The organism is Kribbella sp. NPDC104218, from assembly GCF_055584105.1.
Genome location: NZ_JBVJMQ010000001.1, coordinates 1,202,005 through 1,225,672 on the forward strand (window position 1 = coordinate 1,202,005; position 23,668 = coordinate 1,225,672).

Genomic DNA, 23,668 nt, shown 5'->3' on the forward strand with positions numbered 1-23,668 from the left:
GCAGGACAACCGCGAACCGGGCGCAAGAACGACGCGGGCTGTCGGATCAGGTTCAGGACCTGGGCGCGGACCGAGACGTCGAGAGCGCTCACCGGCCGGGAGCTGGACGCGGTCGATGCGCAGGCGGGTGGAGCGAGGAGCGGCGGGGTGCCACCTGGTTGGAACGCGCAGGCGGGCGGAGCGGGAGCGGCGGGGCGCCACCTGGTTGGAATGCACAGGCGGGCGGAGCACGAGAGGCACGGCGGCCACCGCCTAGTTGGAATGCGCGGGCGGGCGGAAGGAGCGGCGGGCCACCGCCTGGTTGTTGGACGGCGCGGGCGGGCGAAGGTGGGTTGGCCCACCCGCCGGCTGCGGCGTGGGGCGGGCCGGGGCTGGTTGGACTGCGCACACCCGCGAGAGAGCGTGAGCAGAGGTGGGCCCGCCCTTACACCGGGTGGACGGGCGGGGTTGGCAACACCAGCTGTTGGACGGCGCACACAGGCGGATGAGTGGGCTGCCGGCTCATCGGGAGTTGGGAGCCGAGCCGGGCCCTCGGCCAGCTCGCGTACAGGGCAGGGAACCACGAACCGGGGTCGCGGGAGCGAGGCGGACGCAGCGACGCGGGGACGACGCGGGTTGTTGAAATGCGCAGGCGGGCGGAGCGCGGGAAGCACGCGGGCGCTACCTGGTGGGAATGCGCGAGCAGGCGGAGCGCGAGAGAAGCCGGCGGGGTGCCGCCCGGTTGTTGGACGGCGCGGGCAGGCGTAGGCCGGTTGGCCCACGCACCGGCTGCGGCGTGGGTCGGGGCGAGGCTGGTTGGACTGCACACCCGCGAGAAGGCGAGGGCAGAGGTGGGCCCGCCCTTACACCGGGTGGACGGACGGGGTCGGCAACACCAGCTGTTCGACGGGCGCACACAGGCGGATCGGCGCATCGGGAGTTGGGGGCCAGGCGACAGCGTTCGGCCAGCTCGCGTATGGGGCAGGGGAACCGCGAGCCGGGGTCGCGGGAGCGAGGCGACGCGGCAACGCGGGGACGCGGGTTGTTGGAATGCGCAGGCGGGCGGAGCACGGGAGGCACGGCGGCCACCGCCTGGCTGGAATGCGCAGGCGGGTGGAGCACGGAGAAGCGCGGCCGGGGCGCCGCCTGGTTGTTGGACGGCGCGGGCGGGCGAAGGTGGGTTGGCCCACGCACCAGGCGCACCCGGGAATCGCGCGACGAAGCTGGATTCCCGGACCACGCAGTCGGGCGAAACGGCGACGGCAGGTTGGTCTGCCGGTGTGGGGTGGTTAGTAGGGGTAGGTGTCGTCTCGGCGGGTGGGGTCTAGGTCCCAGAGGGAGAACTCGACGATTTTGTGGGACTCTTCGCCGCCGGCGGGGACGAGGCCGAACTGGTCGTAGTCCTTGGAGCCGAGGCCGTCGAGGTAGCAGAGGAGTTCGAAGGCGGACTGGGCGTCTTCGATGTCGTCGACTACCTCGTCGTTCTGGGCTTCGTGGGCGCGGGAGCGGACGTAGGCGATGAAGGCTTCGGGGTCGGTGACGACGTAGTCGTAGCGGGCCTGGTAGCTGAGGCGGACGCCGTCTTCGGGGAGGAGGGACTCCTCGAGCTCGAGGTCGTCGATGCTGTTGCCCTCGACGAGTTCGCGGTAGTCCTCGGGGTCGTCGAAGTCGTCGGGGCCGAGGGGGAGGTCGTCCAGCTCGTCGGGATCGTAGGAGTCGATCCCGAGGAAGATGTCGCCCCAGCCGCGCTCGTTGACGGCGTCGGCCAGGACGCGGGCCTGGACCCGGACGTTCTCGATGGCGCCGGTGGCCCGCAGGTCGTGCAGGTCCAGAGCGTCGGCCTGCTCCAGCAGCACCCGGGCGAGTTCGCGGGCGGCGTCGGCGGCCGACGCGGGTTCGATCGACTCACTCATGCTGTGACCGTACAACCATGGGCACCTCGACCGCCGCGCCCGGTACGCCGAACGCGTCCACGAGGTCGACCGCGGCCGGCCGGACGGCGGCGCACAGCTCGTTGACCAGGGCGGTGATCGCCTTGGACCGGCTCGGGGACAACCGGCCGTGTTCGAGGTACCAGGCCCGCTCACCCTCGATCGTCGCGAGCGCGTGCAGGTCGTAGACGTCCTTCAGCACCGGCTGGATCTCCTCCGGCGCCGACGCGACCCCGGCCTGGAACGCTTCGAGGACGACGCGGTCCACATGCGCGCGCCCGGCCGCGATGACGTGGTCCTGGCAGCGGTTGAAGACGTCGAACGCGTCGTCCCCCGCGTCGATCCCGGCCTTCAGCCGGCGCGCGACCCCGGACAGCATGTGCTGCTCGCGGAACCGGAGCAGCCCCGAGTGGTACGCGTCGTCGCGCAGGCCGGCATCCGGGTCGTTGGCGTCGTTCCGATTCGGGACGGCGTCGCGCAGCCGATCGATCAACGGTCGTAGCGCGGCCTTCTCGACGGCGATCTCGACCGCCTGCGCCGCGATGAAGCGGGCCGTCCCGAGCGGGTCGAGTTTGCCGAAGGACTCGCGGTAGTCGGTCAGCAACCCCTTCGCCACCAGCTGGAGCAGCACGGTGTTGTCACCCTCGAAGGTGGTGAAGACGTCGGTATCGGCCTTGAGCGTGGCCAGCCGGTTCTCCGCGAGGTACCCCGCGCCGCCGCACGCCTCGCGGCACATCTGGATCGTCTCGGTCGCATGCCACGTGCCGAGGGCCTTCGTCCCGGCGGCCTGCGCCTCCAACGCGCGCTGGTCGTGTTCATTGCTGCGATCCGCGCTGACCCGGACGAACTCGTCGACGAGCGCACCCTGCGCGAAATGCATCGCGTACGTCCGCGCGAGCAGCGGCAGCAACCGGCGCTGGTGCATCCGGTAGTCGAGCAGCACGGTCTCCTCGGCGCTGCCCGGCGCACCGAACTGCCGCCGCTCCGCGCCGTACTTGATCGCGATCGCCAGCGCGACCTTACTCGCGCTGATCGCCGCGCCGCCGACCGACACCCGGCCCTGGACCAGCGTGCCGAGCATGGTGAAGAAGCGCCGGTCCGGATTCTCGATCGGGCTGGAATAGTTGCCCTCAGCATCGACTTGGGCGTACCGGTCGAGGAGCGCCGACCGCGGCACCCGCACCTGGTCGAACACGATCCGCCCGTTGTCGACGCCGTTCAGCCCGAGCTTCGGCCCGCAGTCCGACAAGGTCACCCCAGGCAGCGCCGACCCGTCCTCGGCGCGGATCGGGACCAGCAGACAGTGCACCCCGTGCCGCTCGCCGCCGACCACGAGCTGCGCGAAGACCGCCGCGAGCCGGCCATGCCGCGCGGCGTTGCCGATGTAGTCCTTCCGGGCGGCCGCATCCGGCGTGTGGACGACGAACTCACCCGTCGCCGCGTCGTACGTCGCCGTCGTCCCGAGCGCTTGGACGTTGGAGCCGTGGCCGGTCTCGGTCATCGCGAAACACCCGAGCAGCCGGCCGCCGATCGCGTCGGCGAGGTACTGCTCGTGGTGCCGCTCGGTGCCCAGATGCAGGATCGCGCCCGCGAACAACCCGAACTGCACCCCGGCCTTCACCATCAGCGAGAGGTCGCCGAACGCGAGCGTCTCGAACCCGGCGATGAACCCGCCCAGATCCCCGCCGCCGCCGAACTCCTTGGGGAAGCCGCGGGCCGGATGCCCCTCGGCCGTGATCGCGCGCAACATCTCCAGCACGCTCTCCCGGTACTCGTCGCGCGGCTGCCGCACGGCGAACTCGAACAGCTCCGCGTTCGCCGCCAGACCGGCGCGCACGACGTCGCGGGCCTGCTTGTGCGGCCCGTCCAGATGGTCCCGAATCCCCGATGCGCTCATACCTTCAACATATGCGGATTCGCACCCACTGTCTGTGACGGATTACGGCTTGTGGACAACCTGAGACAGAGCTGGTCAGGACCCGCAGGTGCGGTTGTATTCTGTCGACCGTGCCGAATTTGCGGATCAATGAGGCGGCGGCGCTCCTCGGCGTCAGCGATGACACCGTCCGGCGCTGGATCGATCAGGGCCGGTTGGACGCCGTCCAGGACGGCGGCCGGATGGCGGTCGAGGGGCGTGCGCTGGCCACCCTCGCCCAGCAGCTGGCGGAGTCGCCCGAGCCGGGGAACACGACCGCGGCCTCGGCGCGGAACCGGATGCGCGGGATCGTCACCCGCGTCGTCAAGGACGGCGTGATGGCGCAGGTCGAGATGCAGGCCGGCCCGTTCCGGGTCGTGTCACTGATGAGCCGCGAGGCCGCCGACGAGCTCGGCCTGGAGCCGGGCGTCGTCGCGGTCGCCTCGATCAAGTCCACCCATGTCGTCGTCGAAATCCCGGAGGCCTGATGTTCCGCCGTACCGCGCTCGCCGCGCTGACCGCCGTCGCCGCGCTGACCCTCGTCAGCTGCGGGAACGACCAGCCGGCCGCTTCCGACAGCCCGAGTCCGTCGACCGTCAGCGGGACGGTCACCGTCTTCGCGGCGGCGTCGCTGACCGGCTCGTTCACCCAGCTGGGTAAGGACTTCGAGGCGGCGAACCCGGGCACCAAGGTCGTCTTCAACTTCGCCGGCAGCTCGGCGCTCGCCCAGCAGATCAACCAGGGCGCCCCGGCCGACGTGTTCGCCTCCGCAGCGCCGAAGAACATGGATCAGGTGACCGACAAGGGCACCCCGACCACCTTCGCGCAGAACACGCTGGAGATCGCCGTACCGAAGGGCAACCCGGGCAAGATCGCCGGCCTGAAGGATTTCACCGACCAGAGCAAGAAGATCGCGCTCTGCGCGGCCCAGGTGCCGTGCGGCGCCGCGGCCGAGAAGGTGTTCAAGGCCGTCGGCCTCACCCCGCAGCCGGACAGCCTGGAGCAGGACGTGAAGGCCGCGCTGACCAAGGTCAGCCTCGGTGAGGTCGACGCCGCTCTGGTCTACAAGACCGACGTCCTCGCCGCGAAGGACAAGGTGGACGGCATCGAGTTCCCGGAGGCGGACAAGGCGATCAACGAGTACCCGATCGCCACGCTGACCAAGGGGTCCAACGCGGCCGGCGCGAAGGCCTTCGTCGAATACGTCCTGTCCGACAAGGGCAAGGCCGTCCTCACTGCCGCAGGTTTCGCCGCACCGTGAGTCGCCGGAGCAGGAGTACCACCGGGCGACTGCCTCTGGTGCTCCTGCTGCCTGCCCTCCTCGGTCTGGCCTTTCTGCTTGTTCCTCTGATCGGTCTGCTGGCCAAGGCACCCTGGTCCACACTGCCGAGCCGGCTGTTCAGCGCAGACGTCTGGACGGCGCTCAGGCTCTCGCTGGTCTGCGCAACCGCCGCCACGCTCATTTGCCTACTGCTGGGCATCCCTCTGGCCTGGCTACTGGCCAGAGGCAACCTTCCCGGCAGAGGACTGCTCAGAGCGCTCGTGACGGTTCCGTTGGTGCTGCCACCAGTAGTAGGAGGCGTTGCGCTTCTCCTAGTACTCGGTCGGCGCGGCCTGATCGGCCAGCACCTCGATGCCTGGTTCGGCATCTCACTACCGTTCACAACAGCCGGAGTCATCGTCGCGGAAGCGTTTGTCGCGATGCCCTTCCTAGTCATCTCTGTAGAGGGCGCACTACGAGCCGCAGACCCGCGCTTCGAGGAGGCGGCCGCAACACTCGGCGCCAGCCGCTGGCTGACCTTCCGGCGCGTGACTCTGCCGTCGATCGCGCCCGGCGTGGTGGCAGGCGCCGTACTGTGCTGGGCCCGGGCATTGGGCGAGTTCGGCGCGACCATCACCTTCGCCGGCAACTTCCCCGGCCGTACGACGACCATGCCGCTCGCCGTCTACCTGGCGCTGGAGACCGACCCGGATGTCGCCGTGGTCCTGAGCATCGTGCTGCTGCTGGTCTCCGTCGTCGTCCTGGCGTCGCTGCGCGAGCGCTGGCTGAGTGGGCTGCGATGACTCTGTACGCCGACCTCAAAGTGACCCGAGGCGCATTCGACCTCGACATCGATCTCACGATCGCTCCCGGCGAGGTGGTCGCGCTGCTCGGCCCCAACGGCGCCGGCAAAACCACTGCGCTGCGTGCCATCGCCGGTCTGCTCCCGCTCAGCACCGGCAGCATCGCCCTCGGCGATGACCAGTGGGACGTACCGCCGAGAACCTTCCGGACGCCGGACCGGCGCCCGATCGGCGTCGTCTTCCAGGACTACCTGCTCTTCGACCACCTCTCCTGTCTGGAGAACGTCGCGTTCGGGCTCCGGGCGCGCGGCGTCGACAAACAGGTGGCCCGCACCGAAGCCGCCCGCTGGCTCGAGACTGTCGGCCTTGCCGAGTACGGACGCCGTCGTCCACGCTCGCTCTCCGGCGGACAGGCCCAGCGCGTCGCGCTGGCACGGGCTCTCGCGACCAGCCCCGACGTACTACTCCTCGACGAACCACTCGCCGCTCTTGACGCCAGTACGACGCTCCACGTGCGCGCCGAGCTCGGACAGCACCTCCAGCGGTTCGCAGGCCGCACCCTGCTCGTCACCCACGACCCGCTCGACGCCATGGTGCTCGCCGACCGTCTGGTCATCATCGAGGCCGGTCGCATCGTTCAGGACGGGACGCCCGCCGAGATCGCCCGCCGGCCCCGCACCGAGTACGTCGCGCAGCTCGTCGGCCTCAACCTGTACCGCGGCACCGCAACCGGCACCAGCGTCTTACTCAGCGACGGCGGTCGCATCACCCTGGCCGAACCCGCCGACGGCCCGGTCCACGTCGCCTTCCCGCCCACTGCGGTCAGCCTCTACCCAGAGCCGCCGTCCGGCAGCCCACGCAACACCTGGCCCGCCACCGTGACCGGAATCGAGCAGCACGCGCACACCGTCCGGCTGACCCTGGACGCCGCACCTGTCGGCCCCGCAACGCTCCTGGCCGACATCACCCCCGCTGCCCTGGCCGACCTGCACCCGACGCCCGGCCAGGTTCTGCACGCCACGCTCAAAGCCACCGAGGTCACCAGCTACCCCACCTGATTGCAGCAACCGGCAAGCCGCTTGCCGGTGACCCTCTGTATATGGCTGGATGCATCTGTGAAGACGACGGGGGCGATTGTGCTGGCGGTCTGCTGTGTGACCGCCTGCTCATGGGGCGACGGTCCACTGCAGGTCGGCGACGGCCACATGACGGTCTGCCAGCCACAAGCGGCGAAGAACGTCGACGCGACGCTTGGCAACGACATCATCACCAACACCGGCAAGGACGCGATGGTGATCAAGAAGGTCACCACGGTCGAGGCCATCGGCCTCAAACTGGCCGATGCGGTCGTCCTGCCGATCCAGGACCAGACTCTGGTCGGAGTGACGAGCAGCTGGCCGCCGAAACAGGCGGCCGGTTGGGGCGCCCAGCAGCCGGCCGTCGGGTACAGCGTGCCGCCGAAGAGCGAGATGAACCTGGTGGTGCACCTCGTCCGCGACCAGACCGTCACCCAGGCAAGTCTCAAGTCGCTGCGCGTCGAGTACACCGTCGGTCACCGTTCGTATCAGCTGGAAACCAACACCACGCTGAATCTGCGGCCGAGGTGCTCCTAGCCCGGAAATGTCCCCTACGGGCGGTAGCGTCTGCTTGTGGATGATGGGGAGCGGATTCAAGAGCTGGCGGGGCGGATCGTCGAGTGGCGCGACTCCTACTACCGGGGTGAGCCGGTCGTGGCGGACGCGGAGTACGACGCCGTCGAGGACGAGCTGCGTGCGCTGATCGCTGCGCATCCGGAGCTGACCCCAGTGCCGAACCCGCTGGACCAGGTCGGCGCGCCGACGGTGCTGCACGCGCCGATCCGGCACTCCAGGCCGATGCTGTCGCTGGAGAAGGCCACCAAGCCCGAGCAGGTGGAGGCGTTCTTCGCACGGTTCCCGGGCCAGCCGGTCGTGGTGATGCCGAAGCTGGACGGCCTGTCGCTGGCGCTGGTCTACGAGGACGGCCGCTTCGCGCGAGCGATCACCCGCGGCGACGGAACGACGGGTGACGACGTCACGCCGCTGGTGCGCGCGCTGGCGGACGGCGTCCCGCAGAAGCTCGACGCTCCGGGCCGGGTGGAGGTCCGCGGTGAGGCAGTCATGCTGCGCTCGACTTTCGCCGCCTACAACGCTGCCCACCCGGACAAGCCGCTGATCAACCCGCGCAACGCCGCAGCGGGCACACTGCGTGCCAAAGACCCGGCCACGGTCGCCGAGCGCCGGCTGCAGTTCCTGGCGTTCGATCTGCAGACCGACCCGGACAGCACCGAGGCCGACCTGGAGCAGGGCCTGCAGACGCTCGGCTTCACCGCAGCGGACATGCGGCACTGCGACGACGCCGCAGCGGCCCAAGAGGTCATCACAGCGATCGAGCAGCAGCGCAACGACCTCGACTACGACCTCGACGGCGCCGTCCTCCGGCTCGCGGACCGCGACGCGTTCGCCGCCGCCGGCACCCGTTCCAACTCGCCCCGCGGCGCCCTGGCGTTCAAGTTCGCCGCCGAGGAGAAGACCACGATTCTCGCGGACGTCGTCTGGGACGTCGGCAAAACCGGCAAGATCGCTCCGGTCGCCTGGCTGGAGCCGGTGTTCGTCGGCGGTACGACGGTCACCCGCGCCACGCTGTCCAACCAAGAGGTGATCCGGGCTCGCGACGTCAAGATCGGTGACACCGTTCTGGTCCGCCGGGCCGGCGATGTGATCCCGTTCGTCGCCGGAGTGCTCGACGCGTCACGGCGTACCGGCGAAGAGCGCGACATCGTCCCGCCGACGCACTGCCCGTCCTGCAGCGAGCCGCTGACCGAGCAGGGCAACAGCCGGGAGCTGTTCTGCACCAACGTCGCCTGCCCGGCGCAGACGGTCCGCCGGCTGATCCACTGGGCCTCCCGGGCCGCGGCGGATATCGACGCCGTCGGCGGAGTCTGGATCGAGCGGCTGGCGGAGGCCGGCATCCTCGAGCACCCGTCGGACTTCTACGGCCTGACCAAGGAGCGGCTGCTCGAGTTCGACCGGATCGGCGAGGTCTCCGCGACCCGGATGATCGAGTCGATCGACACCAGCCGCCAGGTCGGGCTCCGCCGGGCGCTGATCGGGCTCGCGATCCCGATGGCCTCCGAAGGCACTGCCAGCCGGCTCTGCCGGGCCGGCTTCGCGTCGCTGGAGGCCGTCCTCGAGTCAGGTGTGGACGGCGTCGTCGCAGTCGACGACATCGGTCCCAAGGTGGCCACCTCCCTGATCGAGCACCTCACCCGCCTCACGCCCGAGCTGGAGCGGCTGCGCGCGGCAGGCGTCTCCCTCGACGTCCGCGAGGAGGACCTGCCGCCGGTCGTCGCAGCAGGCGCGCCACTGGCCGGCAAGACGGTCGTCGTCACCGGCTCCATCAGCGACCCGCGGACCGGTGAGAAGGTCGCCCGTCCGGTCTTCCAACGGCTCTGCGAGAAGGGCGGCGCGACGATCGCGTCGTCCGTCTCCGCCAGTACCGACATGCTGATCACCGGCGCGGACGTCGGCGCCGCGAAGATCACCAAGGCCGAGAAGCTGGAGGTCGCCGTGGTGGACCAGTCGGAGATCTGGTCCCAGCTACTCGCCGCGGGGGTCACTCCCTAGGGCTTCATGCCTGGATCGAAGAGATTGCTGCCCGGACGGCGAACGATCAGGCTCGACGCACTGTCGAAACTGATCGAGGTGGATTTGTGCGCAAGACAGCAGTACTGATCGCATTCGGGCTCGCAGCGACCGCGCTGGGCGTTCCAGTGCAGGCAACCGCCAAACCGACGGCGGACTGCGTGGCCACCGTGTTGCCGTTCCCACCAGGGATGCCAACCGGTAGCCGGACCGATGTGACGAAGGCCGACGACACCGGCCGGTACATCGTCGGCCGCGTGCTCTCGGACGAGGACACCTGGCCGGTGCTCTGGACGGACGGCGTCGCCCGGCTGCTCGAAGACGCACCGGGGTCGGACGCAAGCGTCGTGGATGTGAACAGCAGCGGCACAGTGCTCGGAGTGAGCCTGGCCAAGGACGGTACGACGCTGCCGTGGGTGTTCGCCAACGGCGTCTACAAAGAGCTGGTCCAGCCGGACTACATGGGCGGTACGACCAGCCCGACGGCCATCAACAACCGGGGCGACGTCGTCGGAGCCGGTATGAGCACAGTGACGGACGCACTGGCGTCGCTGGTCTGGCCGGCCGATGGCCCGGCGCGGGTGCTGTACACACCGGACGACGAGCCGTCGTTCGTCACCGACATCAACGACGCCGGTGTGGCCATCGGGTCGACCAAGATCGTCATCGACGGCTTCCCCTACGACACCGGCGTCCGCTGGACGGACTGGAGCCAGCAGGGCGAGTACGTCTACGGCCAGAACAAGAACCTCAGCCAACTCGTCGAGATCCGCGGCAGCTACACCGGCGGCAACCAACGGTCCATCGAGACCGGCGACTTCGGCGGTCTGGTCTGGGACGACCTGCGCGAGCGGTTCCATTCACTGTCCAGCGCCACGGGCGCGATCAACAGCAGCGGGGACGCCGTCGCGATCGCCGAGGACGGCACCGACCTGGTGGTCGCCTTCGACGGGACGAAGCGCTGGACGTTCCCGCAGCGCACCCGGATCGCGACGCTGATGGACCGGACCCGCGCGCACGGCCCGCAAGCCGCCGGCACCACTGGCGGATTTGGCGCCGAACGGGCCGTGCGCTGGCACGGTTGCACCGACGCGATGCGCTGATCCAAACGGTTGAATCCACTGCTACGAGGCAGGTCAGGCGAAGTTACGGCTTGTGACGGCACTGCGACGGATTGACATCATGTCTCAGCCGATTTCGCGCTCGGAACGCTCGAAAACGTAACGAAGAGTGTTTACTTACCCACTCGTAGTATGTGGATTCTTCACACCAGAGTGATGACATCGTGCACTACGCCACCCTCTCCCGCGGCGCCCAAGATGTTCCGGGGCAACCACGGAAGGGGGGTCGAACAGTTATGCGTGACGAAGCGCAGAGTTACGAGTTTTACTGCCTGGCAGATCGGACTTTCTACGAGACTCCGACCAACCGTGGCGCCGAACACCCGGACTTCGAGCCCGCCACCCGGCCGGTGCCGGCCGGCTGGCAGCACGCCCCCGGCGAGACCTGGATGCACTACGCGCCGGAGGGTCTGCAGCTGCCGCAGCAGGGCTGGAAGATCCACGTGTCGGCCCGCCTGGCGGATGTCGAGCGGACGCTGGAGACCGTGTGGGCGTACTGCGTCCCGCGCGGGATCGCGTTCAAGTTCCTCCGCAACGAGGCCGTCCTGGTGATGGCCAACTCCAAGGCCGCCCCGCGCGGTTCCAGCGGCAAGCTGGTCACCATCTACCCGGCCGACGAGGCCCAGCTGGAGCTCGTGCTCAAGGAGCTCGACGACCTGCTGGACGGCGTCCGCGGGCCGTACATCCTGAGCGACCTGCGCTACGGCGAGGGCGCGCTCTTCGTCCGGTACGGCGCCTTCGTCAGCCGGTTCTGCCTGTCGCCGACCGGTGAGCGGGTGCTCGCGCTGGAGGACGACCGCGGTCAGCTCGTACCGGACCATCGCGGCCCGACGTTCAGCATGCCGCCGTGGGTGGCGCTGCCGCCGTTCCTGCAGCCGCATCTGGAGGCGCGGAACGCCGTCACCACCAACGAGCTGGCGTACTCGATCGAGAGCGTCATCCAGTTCTCCAACGGCGGCGGGGTCTACCTCGGCCACCACAACGAGACGGGTGACCGCGTCGTCCTCAAGGAGGGCCGGCCGCATGCGGGGCTGGACATCTCCGGCCGGGACGCCGTCGCCCGGATCGCCCACGAGCACGAGATTCTCGAGCGCCTGCAGGGCCTCGACGTTGTCCCGAAGACCTACGAGCACCTCGAGCTCGGCGAGCACCACTTCCTCGTCCAGGAGCACATCGACTCGGTGTCGCTGCAGCGCGAGCTGGTCAGCCGCTACCCGCTCAGCCGCCCCGACGCGACCGAGGCCGACCGGGCCGCGTTCGCCGAGTGGGCGACGCAGGCCGTCGAGCAGGTCACCCAGGCCGTCGGCCAGCTGCACGACCGGGGCGTCGTCTTCTGCGACCTGCACCCGGACAACGTGCTCCTGGACGCGAACGGCCGGATGGTCCTGATCGACTTCGAGGTCGCCACCCTCGCGAAGGACAAGGCGCGCTCCACGCTCGCCCATCCCGGGTACGCCGCTCCGGCGGACCGCCAGGGTGTCGACGTCGACCGCTACGCGCTGGCGTGTATCACCCTCGGCGTCTACGCGCCGCAGACGACCATCCTGCTGAACTTCCATCCTGGTAAGGCGTTCCAGCTCGCCGACATGATCACCGAGACCTTCCCGGTGCCGAGGGCGACGATCGACGCCGCCGTGCGCACGGTCGTCGGCCCGGATGTCACGAGCGATCCCGAGATGGTCGATCTGGCCCTCCCCGGCAAGGCCGGGTGGAGCGACGTCCGCGCCGCGCTGACGAAGGCGATCACCGCCTCGGCGACGCCGGAGCGCACCGATCGGCTGTTCCCCGGCGACATCGCGCAGTTCCGCTCCGGCGGTGGCATCAACGTCGCCACCGGCGCGGCCGGCGTCCTGTACGCGCTGGCCAAGACCGGCGCGGGCCGCTTCCCGGAGTACGACGCGTGGCTGCGCAAGCAGAGCCTCGACACCGAGGCCGGGCCGGGTCTGTACGACGGCCTGCACGGTGTCGCCCACGTGCTCGACGAGCTCGGCTACCGGCAGGACGCGCTCGACCTCGTCGACCGCACGCTGGCCGACGACTGGAGCACCCGCGAGCTCGGGCTGCACTCCGGCCTGGCCGGGATCGGGCTCAGCCTGCTGCACTTCGACACCGAGCCCGCCCTGCGGGCCCAGGCGGTCCGGGTCCTCGACCTGGTCGCCGAGCGGCTCGGCGACATCGACGACGTCCCGGAGCTCAGCGGCGGGCAGTTCCCGCGGGCCGGGCTGATGTACGGCTCCTCCGGCCCGGCGCTGCTCTTCCTGGAAGCCTTCGAGCGGCTCGGCGACACCGGCCTGCTCGATCTGGCCGAGATCGCCATCCGGCAGGATCTGCGGCGCTGTACGCCGACGCCCGAGGGCATGATCCAGGTCAACCAGGGCTGGCGGACGCTGCCGTATCTCGAAGAGGGTTCGGCCGGCATCGCCCTGGCGCTCCAGCGGTACCTGCGCCATCGGCCGAGTGACGAGCTGGCCGCGATCCTCGCGCAGCTCGAGCGGGTCACCCACTGTTCTTTCTACGTCCAGCCCGGCCTGTTCATGGGTCGCTCCGGTCTGCTCCTCACCGCCGCGGCAGTCGGCGCGGAGCAGGCGACGGTCGACGACCTGATCTACGGCCTCGGCTGGCACGCGATGCCGTACTCCGGCGGCCTCGCGTTCCCCGGTCAGCAGCTGCTCCGGCTGTCGATGGACCTGTCGACCGGATCGGCCGGCGTCCTGCTGGCCCTGGGATCGGCGCTGCACTCGGCGCCCGTGTCCCTCCCGTTCCTCGGACCTCCCCAGTGGTCCGAGTCAACATCCCGACTATTCGCATCGAAGGAGGTGTAGACAATGGCACTTCTCGACCTTCAGGGTCTGGAGACCCCGGGTTACGGCGGCGGTCACCACCACGGCGGCTCCACGCTGACCGTGCTTGGCTGCGGTTCGCAGCGCCCGAGCAACCTGAGCCTTCTGCTCTGCCACTGATCGATTCCTGGGTAACCAGGTTCTCGAAGGCCCTGGGTGGGCGGCATACCCACCCAGGGCCGAACCTGTCTCCGATCAACCGAAGGAGATGTGTTGTTCGATTCCGTGCAGTCCTATCCATGCGCCGAGCGGCTACCGCTCGTGGAGCAGGTGCACGGCCACAGCGTCGCGGATCCCTACCGAAGCCTGGAAGACGCCGAGTCCGACGCGACCCGGCAGTGGCTGGCGGCCCAGGACGAGCTCTGGCTGAACCACGCGGCCGGCCTACCCGGCCGATTCCGCTTCCGCACGCGCGTCAAGACCCTCTCGAACGTCGGCACCGTCTCCGCCCCGTCGTGGCGTGCCGACCGCTGTTTCACGCTCCGCCGCGAGCCCGGCCGGCAGCATCCCGTGCTGTACGCCGACCAGCGCGCGATCCTCGACCCGATGGCGATCGACCCGTCCGGCAGCACTACGCTGGACGCCTGGCAGCCCTCCCCCGACGGATCCCTGGTCGCGTACCAGCTTTCCCGCGGCGGCTCCGAGGAGTCCGTCCTGCACATTCTGGACGTCGACTCCGGTGAGCTGATCGGCGAGCCGCTCAACGGCTGCCGCTACTCACCCGTCGCCTGGCTCCCGGACGGCAAATCCTTCTATTACGTGCGTTTCCGGCAGGTCCGCCGCTACCACCTCGACCTCGCCGCCGACGTCACGATCCTCGCGACCGAGGCGTCGTACGGGCTGGAGCTCAGCGCCGACGGCCGCTGGCTGACCATCTCCGCCGCGCGCGGCCCCGCGAACGACCTCTGGCTGCAGGACCTCGAGAGCGGCGCACCACCGCGGCCGATCCAGCAGAGCATCGACGCGCTGACGATCATGTCGGTCGGCCCCGACGGCCGCCTGTACGTCGTCACCACCAAGGACGCCCCGACCGGCCGCGTCTGCGTCGGCGATCCGGGCAACCCACTGCTCTGGCGAGACCTCGTCACGCCGGAGTCGCCGCTCACCGGCCTCGCGATCCTGAGCGACGTCCTCCTCGTCGGCACGCTGCAGGGCATCGACGTCCACGACCTGGCCACCGGCGCGCGCCTCGGCGCGGTCGAGCTGCCCGGCGTCGGTTCGGTCGGCGAGCTCACCGCGCGGCCGAGCGGCGGGTCCCAAGCCTGGTTCAGTTACACCGACAGCGTCACCCCGGCCGCCGTGTACTGCTACGACCACAGCACCGGCCGGACGTCGCTCTGGTCGCAGGCGCCCGGCGTCGTCGCCGAAGCCGAGTCGCACCAGCTCGTCGCCACCAGCCCGGACGGCGCCGAGGTCGAGCTGCTCGTGATCAGCAGGCCCGGCGACCAGGGCCCGCGACCCGCGCTCCTGTACGGGTACGGCGGTTTCGGCCAGACCCTGACGCCGACGTACTCCGCGTTCGCGCTGGCCTGGGTCGAAGCGGGCGGCATCTTCGTCACCGCGACCCTCCGCGGCGGCGGTGAGCGTGGCGCGGAGTCCCATCGCGCCGGCATCCTCGATCGCAAACAGCGCGTCTTCGACGACTTCATCGCCGCGGCCGAGGAGCTGATCGCCACTGGTTGGACGACGTCCGAGCAGCTGTCCCTGTGCGGTGAGTCGAACGGCGGTCTACTGGTCGCGGCGGCGGTGACCCAGCGGCCCGAGCTGTTCGCGGCCGCGGTCTGCTCGGCGCCGCTGACGGACATGGTTCGCTACGAGCTGTCCGGCCTGGGCGAGCGCTGGGTGCCCGAGTTCGGCTCGGCGGGCGACCCCGCGCAGTTCGAGACGCTGCTGGCTTACTCGCCGTATCACCGGGTGGCCGAAGGGGTGAAGTATCCGGCGGTGCTGCTGACGGCCTTCGGCAACGACACCCGGGTCGATCCGCTGCACGCGCGCAAGTTCTGCGCCGCGCTGCAGCATGCGACTGCCGGGCCGCGTCCCGTCGTCCTCCGGCTCGACCCGGATGCCGGCCATGGGAGCGGCGCGGCCGGCAAGGGCATCAGCCTCGCGGCCGACATGCTGGCTTTCCTGGCCGCCGAGACCGGCCTGGTCTCATGAGCACCTTCGGCGAGGTTGCGAAACACGGACGCGGCTGGCTGCCGCTGATCGGGCTCAACGCGCTGATCGGCAGCGCGGTCACATTGGCGCTGCCGACGATCCTCGGCCGCTCGGTCGACTCGATCGTCGCGGGGTCCGGCTACAGCCGTTGGCTGATCATCGCCGCGGCGCTGATCGGGCTCGGCATCGTGGCCAGCATCATCGACGCCTTCGCGGGCGCCGCCTGCGTGGCCGCGACGACCGCCTGGCTGCGGCACCGGCTGGTCCGGCAGGTTGTGCACGGCGGGCCCGAGGGCGCGCGCGGCTTCGAGACCGGCGATCTGGTCACCCGGGTCTCCGCTAACGCGAACGACGCGGCTCAGGCCGGTCCGGCCGTGGTCACCGCGCTGGCCGCGATCGCGCCGCCGGTGGGCAGCCTGGTGCTGTTGGCGCTGATCGACCTCTGGCTCGCGGCCGCGTTCTTCGGCGGCGTCGTCCTGGTCATGCTGGTCCTGCTCGCCTTCGCGAAACGGACGGCGGACGTCAGCCTCGCCTACCAGGAGACGCAGGGCCGGATCGCCTCTCGGCTGGCCGAGTCGCTGACCGGTATTCGCACGATCGCCGCCGCCGGGACGACCGCCCGCGAGGAGCGTCGCATCCTCGGTCTGCTCCCCGAGCTGCACAAACACGGCGTGGTCACCTGGCGCATCCTGGCCCGCTCCGGTGCCCAGGCGGCCGTGGTCGGCCCGCTGGTCCTGGTCGCGGTCCTGGCCGTCGGCGGCGTGCAGCTGGTCGCGGGCAAGATCACCGCGGGTGAGCTGTTCGCCGCGTCGCAGTACGCCGTCCTCGGTGCCGGCCTCGGCACGCTGACCGGTGTGATCGGTGAGATCGCCCGCGCGAAGGCCGGCGTCCAGCGGGCTGCCGAGGTGCTCGCGATCGACACCGTCCCGCACGGCTCGATGGCGCTGCCGGGCGGATCGGGTCAGCTCACCTTCGACCATGTCACTGTGGTTGCTGATGGCAACGTTTTGCTCGATGACGTGAACCTCGACCTGCCCGGCGGGCTGACCGTCGCGGTGGTCGGGCCGAGCGGCGCCGGCAAGTCCGTGCTCGCGGCGGTCGCCGCCCGCCTGCGCGATCCGTCCACGGGTCATGTCTCGCTGGACGGCGTACCGCTGCAGGCCGTCAGCCGGCATGCGTTGCGGCGCGCGGTCGGCTGCGCGTTCGAGCGGCCGCAGCTGGTCGGCCGGACGATCGGCGAGGCGATCGCGCCCGAGGCCGTCAGCCCGGTCCGGACGCTGGCCGCGGCCCGCGCCACGCACGCCCACGATTTCGTCAGCCGACTGCCCGACGGTTATCTCACCTCGCTGCGCCGGGCGCCGATGTCTGGTGGCGAGCGCCAGCGCCTCGGGCTGGCGCGAGCCTGGCCCGCGCATCGCCTGCTGGTGCTGGACGACGCAACCTCGAGCCTCGACACCGCGACCGAGCGTCAGATCGGCCGCACGCTCACCGAGGACCGGCACCACCGCACCCGCCTGATCGTCACGCATCGCCCCGCCACCGCGGCTCGCGCCGATCTGGTCGTCTGGCTCGACCGCGGCCAGGTCCAGGCTGTCGCGCCGCATGCGGACCTGTGGCACAACACGTCGTACCGGGAGGTCTTCGGGTGACCTGTCCCGTCTTTCCGCGAGCCCGGCGCATCACGCGTCGGGCTCTTGGGGCGTGGGCGGGATGAAGCGCGAGCTGACGTACGGCGCGCAGTCGTTGCGGAGCCGGGCGACGGTCAAGCTGGCGGTCTGGTCGGTGCCCGAGATCTTGCCGACCGCGATCTACGGCATCGCGGTCGCGAAGGCGACCGACAGCTTCCTGGCCGGCCAGCTCTGGCAGGGCATCGGCTGGCTGGGCGGGCTGATCGCGGCGGCCGGGTTCGGCGCGGTAGGCGCTCGCCAGGTGTACGGGCGGCTCGGCGACCTGGTCGAGCCCGTCCGGGACGATCTGGTTCGCCGGGTGGTCGGTGGCGCGTTGCGCAGCGGGGACGACAGCGCTGTCGCGCGGCTGAACCGGCAGGTCGAGATCGTTCGGGACACGTTCGCCGGGCTGGTGCTGGTGATTCGGAGCTTCGGCGTCACGCTGTTCGGCGTCCTGGCCGGGTTGTTGTCGCTGGCGCCGCTGGTCGCGGCGTTCGTCGTACCGCCGTTCCTGCTCGGGTTCGCGCTTTCGCTCGCCGTCCTCGGGATGGCGGCGGACCGGGTGCGCGCATCACTCCAGGCCGATGAGGAGCTCGCCGCGTCGGCGGGGATGGTGTTCAGCGGCGTCCGCGATCTCACCGCGACCGGCGCCGAGGAGTACGCCGAGCAGCTGGTCGGCGAGCCGATCGAGGCGCATGCGGCGGCCGAGCGTGCGCTGGCCAAGGTCGGGGCGCTGCGGACGCTGTGCTTCGCCGTCGGCGGCTGGTTGCCGCTGCTGATCCTGCTTGCGGCCGGGCCGTGGCTGATCGGGCGCGGTGTCAGCACCGGCACGCTGCTCGGTGGGTTGACCTATGTGCTGATCGGGCTGCAGCCGGCGCTCGGCACGGTGATGGGCGCGCTGGGCGACAGCGGGCTGCGCTTCGTCATCACGCTGGGGCGGATCCTCGACAGCACTCAGCAGAGTGAGCCGGAGCGGCCGCTCGACAACGCGCACGGGCATCGGGTCGAGGCGCACGGGCTGACCTTCGCGTACGGGCCGAAGGCCGAGCCGGTGCTGGACAACCTCGACCTGAGCATTCCCGAGGGCGACCACCTCGCCGTCGTCGGCCCGAGCGGGATCGGTAAGTCGACGCTCGCCGCGCTGATCTGCGGGATGCTGACGCCAACCGGCGGCAGGCTCTCCCTGGGCGGCGTCGCGCCGACCGAGCTGAGTACGTCGAGTCTCGCGGAGACTCGGGTGCTGATCCCGCAAGAGGCCTACGTCTTCACCGGAACCGTCCGCGAGAACCTCGTCTACCTACTCCCCGACGCCACCACCACCGAAGTCGACGCAGCAGTCGAGGCAGTCGGCGCAACTGCGCTGATAGTCCGCATAGGCGGCCTGGAGGCAACCGTCAAACCCGCCGACCTATCAGCCGGCGAACGCCAACTCCTCGCCCTAGTCCGCGCCTACCTCTCCCCCGCCCCCCTCGTAGTCCTAGACGAAGCCACCTGCTTCCTGGACGCCGACTCCGAGCGCCGAGCCGAAGAAGCCTTCGCCCGCCGCGGCGGCACCCTCATCGTCATCGCCCACCGCATCACCTCAGCCCTCCGCGCCCGCCGCATCCTCGTCCTAGACGGCACCCAAGCCGCCCTAGGCACCCACCCCCACCTCCTCCAAACCTCCCCCCTCTACCAAGACCTCCACGGCAACTGGACCCCCACCCACCCCACCCCACCAGCCTCCACGGCTCCACACCCCCAGCCGCCCGCCACCACCCCGCCGACCGCCTCGACCGCTGGAAGCGTCTCGACGGCTCCTCACCACAACCTCGCGGCCGGTGAATAACCACACCAAGCAAACGCCCCGGCCGCCCGCGGCAGACGCGGGGACAGGTGGATCCACCGACAGGTTGCGGGGAACCGCGTGGGGTTAGATCCAGCCGGCGTCTTGGGATTTGCGGATGGCTTCGATGCGGGAGCGGGAGTTGGTTTTGGTGAGGATGCGGGAGAGGTAGTTGCGGACGGTGCCGGCGCTGAGGCTGAGGGTGCGGGCGATCTCTTGGGCGGTGGCGCCGGTGGTGACTTGGCGGAGGACTTCGCATTCGCGGTCGGTGAGGGGGTTGTCACCGGCTTTGAGGGCGGCGACGGCTAGGCGGACGTCGACCACGGGGAGGCCCTTGGCGACGTCGCGGACGGCTTGGACCAGCTGGTCGGTGGTCGAGTCGGTGGCGATCAGGCCGATCCGGGGCGCCTGTTTGACCAGGGCGAGGCTGGTGGCCGCGATCGCCTCGTGGTCGATCAGGACCAGGACGCCCGGGCCGGTGAGTTTGCGGCAGAGCTCCTCGATCCGGATCCGGCCGGGCAGCTGGGCATCCAGCAGCACGACATGCGGCCGTCGGCCGGCGACCTGGAGGACGTCCTCCGAGCGGTCCAGCTCGGCCACCATCTCCAGGTCGTTCTCTCTTGCCAGCACCGCGGCCAATGCGCCTCGCACCATCGTGCCGCGGTGACCGAGAGCCACTCGGATCACCGCATGCCCCCATCACATCCGTCGCCTCATCTGCCGGCCAGCCGCCGCCACGACGGCAGTATCAGCTGCCGGACGGCGGTGCCCGTGTTTCCCTCAACGAGCGAACTCCGCCGAGGGCACGGGGAATACCGATCAACCTGGTTCCGGAACCGGAATCCACGCGTATAAACCGATCAGTTTCTCAGCAGAAAATCCCCCGGAAACCGTTCTGTTGTTGAGCTTTCGGTACGTCAAGGGGCAGAAAAATTCGGGGCAGATTCCGATCTGGCCTTGCGCTCCGGGCGTCGTTCGCACAGGATGACTCACGTCGCGCCGTTACCATGGCGTGATCATCCGGATCTCATTTCGTGACCTGGTCCGGGTGCCCCCTCCCCTGCCTGGGGGGCTGGTGTGCTTCACCATGCCCAAGCTCACGAGGAGCGCCTTACCGATGTCCAAAGCCCGACATGCGCGCCCCCGGCGAAGTACTCGCCGGGTGGTTCGGACCCTCTCCGTCGCCGGTCTCGGCGCCGGGATCACCGTCGCCGCGACCGGAGCGGCCTTCGCCGCCGACTACAAGGTCAAAGCCGGTGACACCCTCTCCGAAATCGCTCAGGCCAACGGCGCCGACTGGCACCAGCTGGCCGAGCTGAACAACCTGAAGGACCCCGACCTCATTCTGATCGGTCAGACCCTCAAGCTCGACGGTGTGAAGACGGCCACCGCTCCGAAGCGGGTGACCCCGAAGAAGGTCGAGACGAAGAAGGTCCGCAAGGCCACCACCGAGCGCAAGACGCGGACCAACCGCTCCGCGGAGCGCCCGGCGGCCAACAACGGCGGCAGCGTGAGCATGAGCGCCGCCTGGCGCAAGGTCGCCAACTGCGAGTCCAGCGGCAACCCGCGGGCCGTCAGCCCGAACGGCAAGTACTTCGGCCTGTTCCAGTTCGACAAGCAGACCTGGCGCAGTGTCGGCGGCAGCGGCAGCCCGGCGAAGGCCTCGGCCGCCGAGCAGCTGATGCGCGCGAAGAAGCTGTACGCCCAGCGCGGCAACCAGCCGTGGCCGGTCTGCGGCCGCTTCCTGCCCTGATCCACCCCGGCCGGCGCGGCGGCGGACCGTCCCGCTGCCGCGCGGCCGGGCCCCTCAGGCCTCCAGGCCCCTCAACTCCGGGTGATGACGAGCATCTCGTCCGCCCCGACCTGGAACTCGTACGGCACCTTGCGAATCTCCCAGCCGACGCCGTCGAGCTGGTCGAGGACCTCCGGCAGGAACGGCACCGGCTCCCCCGCGCCCTGGACGACGAGCGGGAACACCCGAACCTCCGCGCTGCTGACGCGAATCAGCTCCCGCAGCGCGGCCAGATGCCAGTCCCGGTCGAACTTGTCGGCCCAGGTGAACAGCAGATGCGAGCAGAGCACCAGCTCGAAGCGCCCGTCCTCGAACGGCAGCTCCGGCAGGCTGCCCGCGACGTACCGCTCCGGCGTCTCGCCGATGTCCTGCAGGAAGCGGTCGGCGGCCTCGAGCCGCAGCTCGTCGCGCCGCTCCGGCGTCCCGTACCAGCTCCAGACGAACTTCGCCTCGTGATCGTCGATGATGCCGGTCGTGGCCGGCAGGCTGCGCCGGACCGTGTCGACCAGCTCGGCCATCGACAGCTCGTACGCCGGGTCCAGCGCGACGACGTCGACCCCGCGCGCAGCCGCCTCGGCGGTGAAACTCGACCCGCCGGCCGAACAGTCCAGCACGGAGCCGGGTAACGCGGTCAGGTCGAACATCGCTTCGTACTCGGCGTACGAGCGTGATGTCACCAGCAAGGTCTTACCTTTCGACGGTCGTCCGGATCCGGCGATCCAGGGCGGTAGCCCCGGCCGCCAGAGCCAGGAACAGTACCGCGACCAACAGACAGTTCCGCAGAACCTGTCCATATCCGTGCTCGCTCACATCCACGAACGGATACGGATAGAAGCCGACGAACGCGCCGCGGACGAGCGTGAATCCCAGCCACAGCAGGGGAAACACGATCGACCACCGGACGATCCGCCAGTCCGTGGCGCCGCGCGGCCCGAACAGCAGCCAGCCGAGGACGCCGAGCAGCGGCGCGATCGTGTGCAGCAGGAAGTTCGCGACCCAGGCCCAGCCGGCCGGATCGTCCAGCCCGGCGAGCACCGCGTGGTAGACGATTCCGGTGACGGCGATACAGAGGACGCCGTTCAGCCGCAAGGTGCGGAACAGCGTGCCCTGTGGTCGATCCGGGCGGAGCGCGAGTAGTAGCGCCGTCGCCCCGAGCAGCAGATTCGATTGAATCGTGAAGTAGGCAAAGACATTCAGCACCCGGTCCGGATTGGCCGGGAAGAAGCCGCCGGTCCCGTTCGCCGTGACGAAGAGCTGGATGACGATCCCGGCCGCGACCGCCACCGCCGTACCCCAGGCCCAGCCCCGCCCGATCGTCGTCATGGTCGCAATCTACGACGAACGGGCGGGCCGGTCCGGGAGGTCAGGCGACCGAACGCAGGTTCGAGGCCGGGTTCTCCTGTTTCGGGTCGTCCTCGTCACCGTCGAAGGTGTAGCTGAACGAGACGACCGCGTCGATGATCAGCACGATGGTCCACGTCCAGGCCGGGCCGAGCAGAGCGTCGTACCCCTGGCCGGAGAGCAGCCCGAGCGCGATCATGATGCCGACGCCGACGCCGTACGCGAACAGGTGGCGGTACCAGCCGGCGCGCTCGCGGCGGGCCCGCTCCCGGCCGCCCTTGCGCGGCTTGACCGGCCGCGGCGCGCCGGCGAACTTGTACGCCGCCCAGCCGTCGGCCCACTTCAGCGTCTGGTGCCCGAACCCGACGCTGACCCCGATGAAGATCGCGGCCAGCGAGTGCTTGAACGACGGGTCTCCGCCGCGCTGGATGTCGAGCACGCTGGCGACCAGCATGATCACGTCCACCAGCGGCACCATCAGCAGCAGGACCATCCCGGCCTTGGGCATCCGGAGCAGGTAGCGCGTCGCCATGCCGGCGGCGAGCAGCACCCAGAAGCCGATTTCACACGCGGCGATCACAGCGAGCAGCACGATGTTTCCTTCCTGAGATTTATTTAGTACGACCGTGTTGTGAAACGAACATAACACAGGTGTGCTAAAAAGGATACATGCCCAAGATCGTTGATCACGACGCCCGCCGCGAGGAGATCGCCCAGGCCCTGTGGCGAGTGGTTCGCCGCGACGGCATCCGCGCCGCCTCGGTCCGTACCGTCGCCGCCGAGGCCGGCTGGTCGGCCGGCGCGGTGCGCTACTACTTCCCCGACCAGGACGGCCTGCTCAGCTTCGCCATGGAGCTGGTCTCCCGCCGGGTCGGCCAGCGCATCACCGCGCTGACCGAGCGCGGCGGCGCCAAAGGCAACGCGACCACGGTGGCGCTGCGCTATCTGGAGGAAGCACTCCCCCTCGACGAGGAGCGGATGTCCGAGTTCGACATCTGGCTGTCCTTCATGGCCCAGGCACAGGCCGAGTCCGGCGTCGGGGCGCTGCAGGACACCGTCGAGGACGTGCACAACGGGCTGCGCGAGCTCTGCACGGAGTTGATGCACGCGCTGTACTACGCGGGCTCGGTCCGCGAAGGCCTGGAGCTGCACCGCGAGGTGGAGCGTTTGCATGCCCTGATCGACGGCCTCGCGCTGCACGCCGCCATCCAGCCCGCGCACACCACGCCGGCCCGGGTGCGGCAGCTGCTCAGATACCACATCGATTCGCTGCTGACCGAAAACGCCTTACAAACCAAGGATTTCTCGGCAATCGAGGAACAAGTTCACCAGAAACCGGACTAAAACTTGGTCTGTGGTGGCACGATCACACCC

The 23,668-nt window shown here is 69.8% G+C and carries 20 protein-coding genes; 14 read left to right on the forward strand and 6 right to left on the reverse strand.

What is annotated here, in order from left to right:
* Positions 1–1,268 precede the first annotated feature (1,268 nt).
* Together ACZ6ZD_RS05680 and ACZ6ZD_RS05685 are read right to left on the reverse strand one after the other, a co-directional pair.
* Positions 1,269–1,892: a hypothetical protein gene (locus tag ACZ6ZD_RS05680; RefSeq protein WP_465668685.1), complete on the reverse strand. Its 624-nt coding sequence runs from the start codon at positions 1,890–1,892 to the stop codon at positions 1,269–1,271.
* A complete protein-coding gene (locus tag ACZ6ZD_RS05685) occupies positions 1,885–3,807 on the reverse strand; it encodes an acyl-CoA dehydrogenase family protein (protein ID WP_465668687.1) in 1,923 nt (640 codons plus the stop codon). The genes ACZ6ZD_RS05680 and ACZ6ZD_RS05685 overlap by 8 nt, the downstream gene beginning before the upstream one ends.
* A gap of 110 nt (positions 3,808–3,917) precedes the next feature.
* Between ACZ6ZD_RS05685 and ACZ6ZD_RS05690 the strand changes: the two genes are divergently transcribed.
* The 12 genes from ACZ6ZD_RS05690 to ACZ6ZD_RS05745 all read left to right on the forward strand — a co-directional run bounded on the left by ACZ6ZD_RS05690 (position 3,918) and on the right by ACZ6ZD_RS05745 (position 19,164).
* Entirely contained in the window at positions 3,918–4,313 is a 396-nt protein-coding gene (locus ACZ6ZD_RS05690; protein WP_465668689.1) for a TOBE domain-containing protein, read from the forward strand.
* Positions 4,313–5,086, forward strand: a complete 774-nt coding sequence (modA, locus tag ACZ6ZD_RS05695) for a molybdate ABC transporter substrate-binding protein (protein ID WP_465668691.1) — start codon at positions 4,313–4,315, stop codon at positions 5,084–5,086. The genes ACZ6ZD_RS05690 and modA overlap by 1 nt, the downstream gene beginning before the upstream one ends.
* A gap of 38 nt (positions 5,087–5,124) precedes the next feature.
* Positions 5,125–5,889, forward strand: coding sequence for a molybdate ABC transporter permease subunit (gene modB / locus ACZ6ZD_RS05700; RefSeq protein WP_465668693.1), 765 nt, complete (start codon positions 5,125–5,127; stop codon positions 5,887–5,889).
* Positions 5,886–6,947 carry an ABC transporter ATP-binding protein gene (locus tag ACZ6ZD_RS05705; RefSeq protein ID WP_465668695.1) on the forward strand — a complete coding sequence of 354 codons (1,062 nt, stop codon included), beginning with the start codon at positions 5,886–5,888 and terminating at the stop codon, positions 6,945–6,947. The genes modB and ACZ6ZD_RS05705 overlap by 4 nt, the downstream gene beginning before the upstream one ends.
* Before the next feature lie 57 nt (positions 6,948–7,004).
* Positions 7,005–7,502, forward strand: coding sequence for a hypothetical protein (locus ACZ6ZD_RS05710; protein ID WP_465668697.1), 498 nt, complete (start codon positions 7,005–7,007; stop codon positions 7,500–7,502).
* Positions 7,503–7,538: 36 nt separating this feature from the next.
* Positions 7,539–9,533: an NAD-dependent DNA ligase LigA gene (gene ligA, locus ACZ6ZD_RS05715; RefSeq protein WP_465668699.1), complete on the forward strand. Its 1,995-nt coding sequence runs from the start codon at positions 7,539–7,541 to the stop codon at positions 9,531–9,533.
* Between the two features lie 86 nt (positions 9,534–9,619).
* Positions 9,620–10,654, forward strand: coding sequence for a hypothetical protein (locus tag ACZ6ZD_RS05720; RefSeq protein ID WP_465668701.1), 1,035 nt, complete (start codon positions 9,620–9,622; stop codon positions 10,652–10,654).
* A 254-nt stretch (positions 10,655–10,908) separates the two neighbouring features.
* The gene (gene lanKC / locus ACZ6ZD_RS05725; RefSeq protein WP_465668703.1) at positions 10,909–13,494 is read left to right on the forward strand and encodes a class III lanthionine synthetase LanKC; all 2,586 of its coding nucleotides are present in this window, start codon (positions 10,909–10,911) and stop codon (positions 13,492–13,494) included.
* Between the two features lie 3 nt (positions 13,495–13,497).
* Positions 13,498–13,632, forward strand: a complete 135-nt coding sequence (locus ACZ6ZD_RS05730; protein ID WP_171673791.1) for a SapB/AmfS family lanthipeptide — start codon at positions 13,498–13,500, stop codon at positions 13,630–13,632.
* Between the two features lie 93 nt (positions 13,633–13,725).
* Positions 13,726–15,669: a prolyl oligopeptidase family serine peptidase gene (locus ACZ6ZD_RS05735; protein ID WP_465668705.1), complete on the forward strand. Its 1,944-nt coding sequence runs from the start codon at positions 13,726–13,728 to the stop codon at positions 15,667–15,669.
* Positions 15,666–17,318 (forward strand): ABC transporter ATP-binding protein, encoded by a 1,653-nt coding sequence (locus ACZ6ZD_RS05740; RefSeq protein WP_465668707.1) that lies wholly within the window; start codon positions 15,666–15,668, stop codon positions 17,316–17,318. Before ACZ6ZD_RS05735 ends, ACZ6ZD_RS05740 begins: the two co-directional genes overlap by 4 nt.
* 61 nt (positions 17,319–17,379) lie before the next feature.
* A complete protein-coding gene (locus ACZ6ZD_RS05745) occupies positions 17,380–19,164 on the forward strand; it encodes an ATP-binding cassette domain-containing protein (RefSeq protein WP_465668709.1) in 1,785 nt (594 codons plus the stop codon).
* 84 nt (positions 19,165–19,248) lie between these two features.
* Here ACZ6ZD_RS05745 and ACZ6ZD_RS05750 read toward each other — a convergent pair whose 3' ends face one another.
* On the reverse strand, positions 19,249–19,848 hold the full coding sequence (locus ACZ6ZD_RS05750; RefSeq protein ID WP_465668711.1) for a response regulator transcription factor: 600 nt from the start codon (positions 19,846–19,848) through the stop codon (positions 19,249–19,251).
* A gap of 475 nt (positions 19,849–20,323) precedes the next feature.
* Between ACZ6ZD_RS05750 and ACZ6ZD_RS05755 the strand changes: the two genes are divergently transcribed.
* On the forward strand, positions 20,324–20,914 hold the full coding sequence (locus ACZ6ZD_RS05755) for a transglycosylase family protein (protein WP_465668713.1): 591 nt from the start codon (positions 20,324–20,326) through the stop codon (positions 20,912–20,914).
* Between the two features lie 71 nt (positions 20,915–20,985).
* Here ACZ6ZD_RS05755 and ACZ6ZD_RS05760 read toward each other — a convergent pair whose 3' ends face one another.
* Genes ACZ6ZD_RS05760 through ACZ6ZD_RS05770 form a run of 3 tightly spaced genes read right to left on the reverse strand, consistent with a single transcriptional unit; the run spans position 20,986 to position 22,886 of the window.
* Positions 20,986–21,630: a class I SAM-dependent methyltransferase gene (locus tag ACZ6ZD_RS05760; protein WP_465668715.1), complete on the reverse strand. Its 645-nt coding sequence runs from the start codon at positions 21,628–21,630 to the stop codon at positions 20,986–20,988.
* A gap of 10 nt (positions 21,631–21,640) precedes the next feature.
* Positions 21,641–22,276 carry a Pr6Pr family membrane protein gene (locus ACZ6ZD_RS05765; RefSeq protein WP_465668717.1) on the reverse strand — a complete coding sequence of 212 codons (636 nt, stop codon included), beginning with the start codon at positions 22,274–22,276 and terminating at the stop codon, positions 21,641–21,643.
* A gap of 40 nt (positions 22,277–22,316) precedes the next feature.
* Complete coding sequence (locus tag ACZ6ZD_RS05770; RefSeq protein ID WP_465668719.1) at positions 22,317–22,886, reverse strand: 2TM domain-containing protein; 570 nt, start codon at positions 22,884–22,886, stop codon at positions 22,317–22,319.
* Between the two features lie 77 nt (positions 22,887–22,963).
* On the opposite strand from ACZ6ZD_RS05770, the gene ACZ6ZD_RS05775 reads away from it, so the two are divergent.
* A complete protein-coding gene (locus ACZ6ZD_RS05775; RefSeq protein WP_465668721.1) occupies positions 22,964–23,638 on the forward strand; it encodes a TetR/AcrR family transcriptional regulator in 675 nt (224 codons plus the stop codon).
* Positions 23,639–23,668 lie beyond the last annotated feature (30 nt).

What these genes read in the sequence shown, in the direction of transcription:
- ACZ6ZD_RS05765 (WP_465668717.1), bottom strand. Translation starts at nt 22,276, where the DNA reads ATGACGACGATCGGGCGGGGCTGGGCCTGGGGTACGGCGGTGGCGGTC.
- ACZ6ZD_RS05730 (WP_171673791.1), top strand. Translation starts at nt 13,498, where the DNA reads ATGGCACTTCTCGACCTTCAGGGTCTGGAGACCCCGGGTTACGGCGGC.
- ACZ6ZD_RS05775 (WP_465668721.1), top strand. Translation starts at nt 22,964, where the DNA reads ATGCCCAAGATCGTTGATCACGACGCCCGCCGCGAGGAGATCGCCCAG.
- ACZ6ZD_RS05740 (WP_465668707.1), top strand. Translation starts at nt 15,666, where the DNA reads ATGAGCACCTTCGGCGAGGTTGCGAAACACGGACGCGGCTGGCTGCCG.
- ACZ6ZD_RS05745 (WP_465668709.1), top strand. Translation starts at nt 17,380, where the DNA reads ATGAAGCGCGAGCTGACGTACGGCGCGCAGTCGTTGCGGAGCCGGGCG.
- modA (WP_465668691.1), top strand. Translation starts at nt 4,313, where the DNA reads ATGTTCCGCCGTACCGCGCTCGCCGCGCTGACCGCCGTCGCCGCGCTG.
- lanKC (WP_465668703.1), top strand. Translation starts at nt 10,909, where the DNA reads ATGCGTGACGAAGCGCAGAGTTACGAGTTTTACTGCCTGGCAGATCGG.
- ACZ6ZD_RS05680 (WP_465668685.1), bottom strand. Translation starts at nt 1,892, where the DNA reads ATGAGTGAGTCGATCGAACCCGCGTCGGCCGCCGACGCCGCCCGCGAA.
- ACZ6ZD_RS05705 (WP_465668695.1), top strand. Translation starts at nt 5,886, where the DNA reads ATGACTCTGTACGCCGACCTCAAAGTGACCCGAGGCGCATTCGACCTC.
- ACZ6ZD_RS05685 (WP_465668687.1), bottom strand. Translation starts at nt 3,807, where the DNA reads ATGAGCGCATCGGGGATTCGGGACCATCTGGACGGGCCGCACAAGCAG.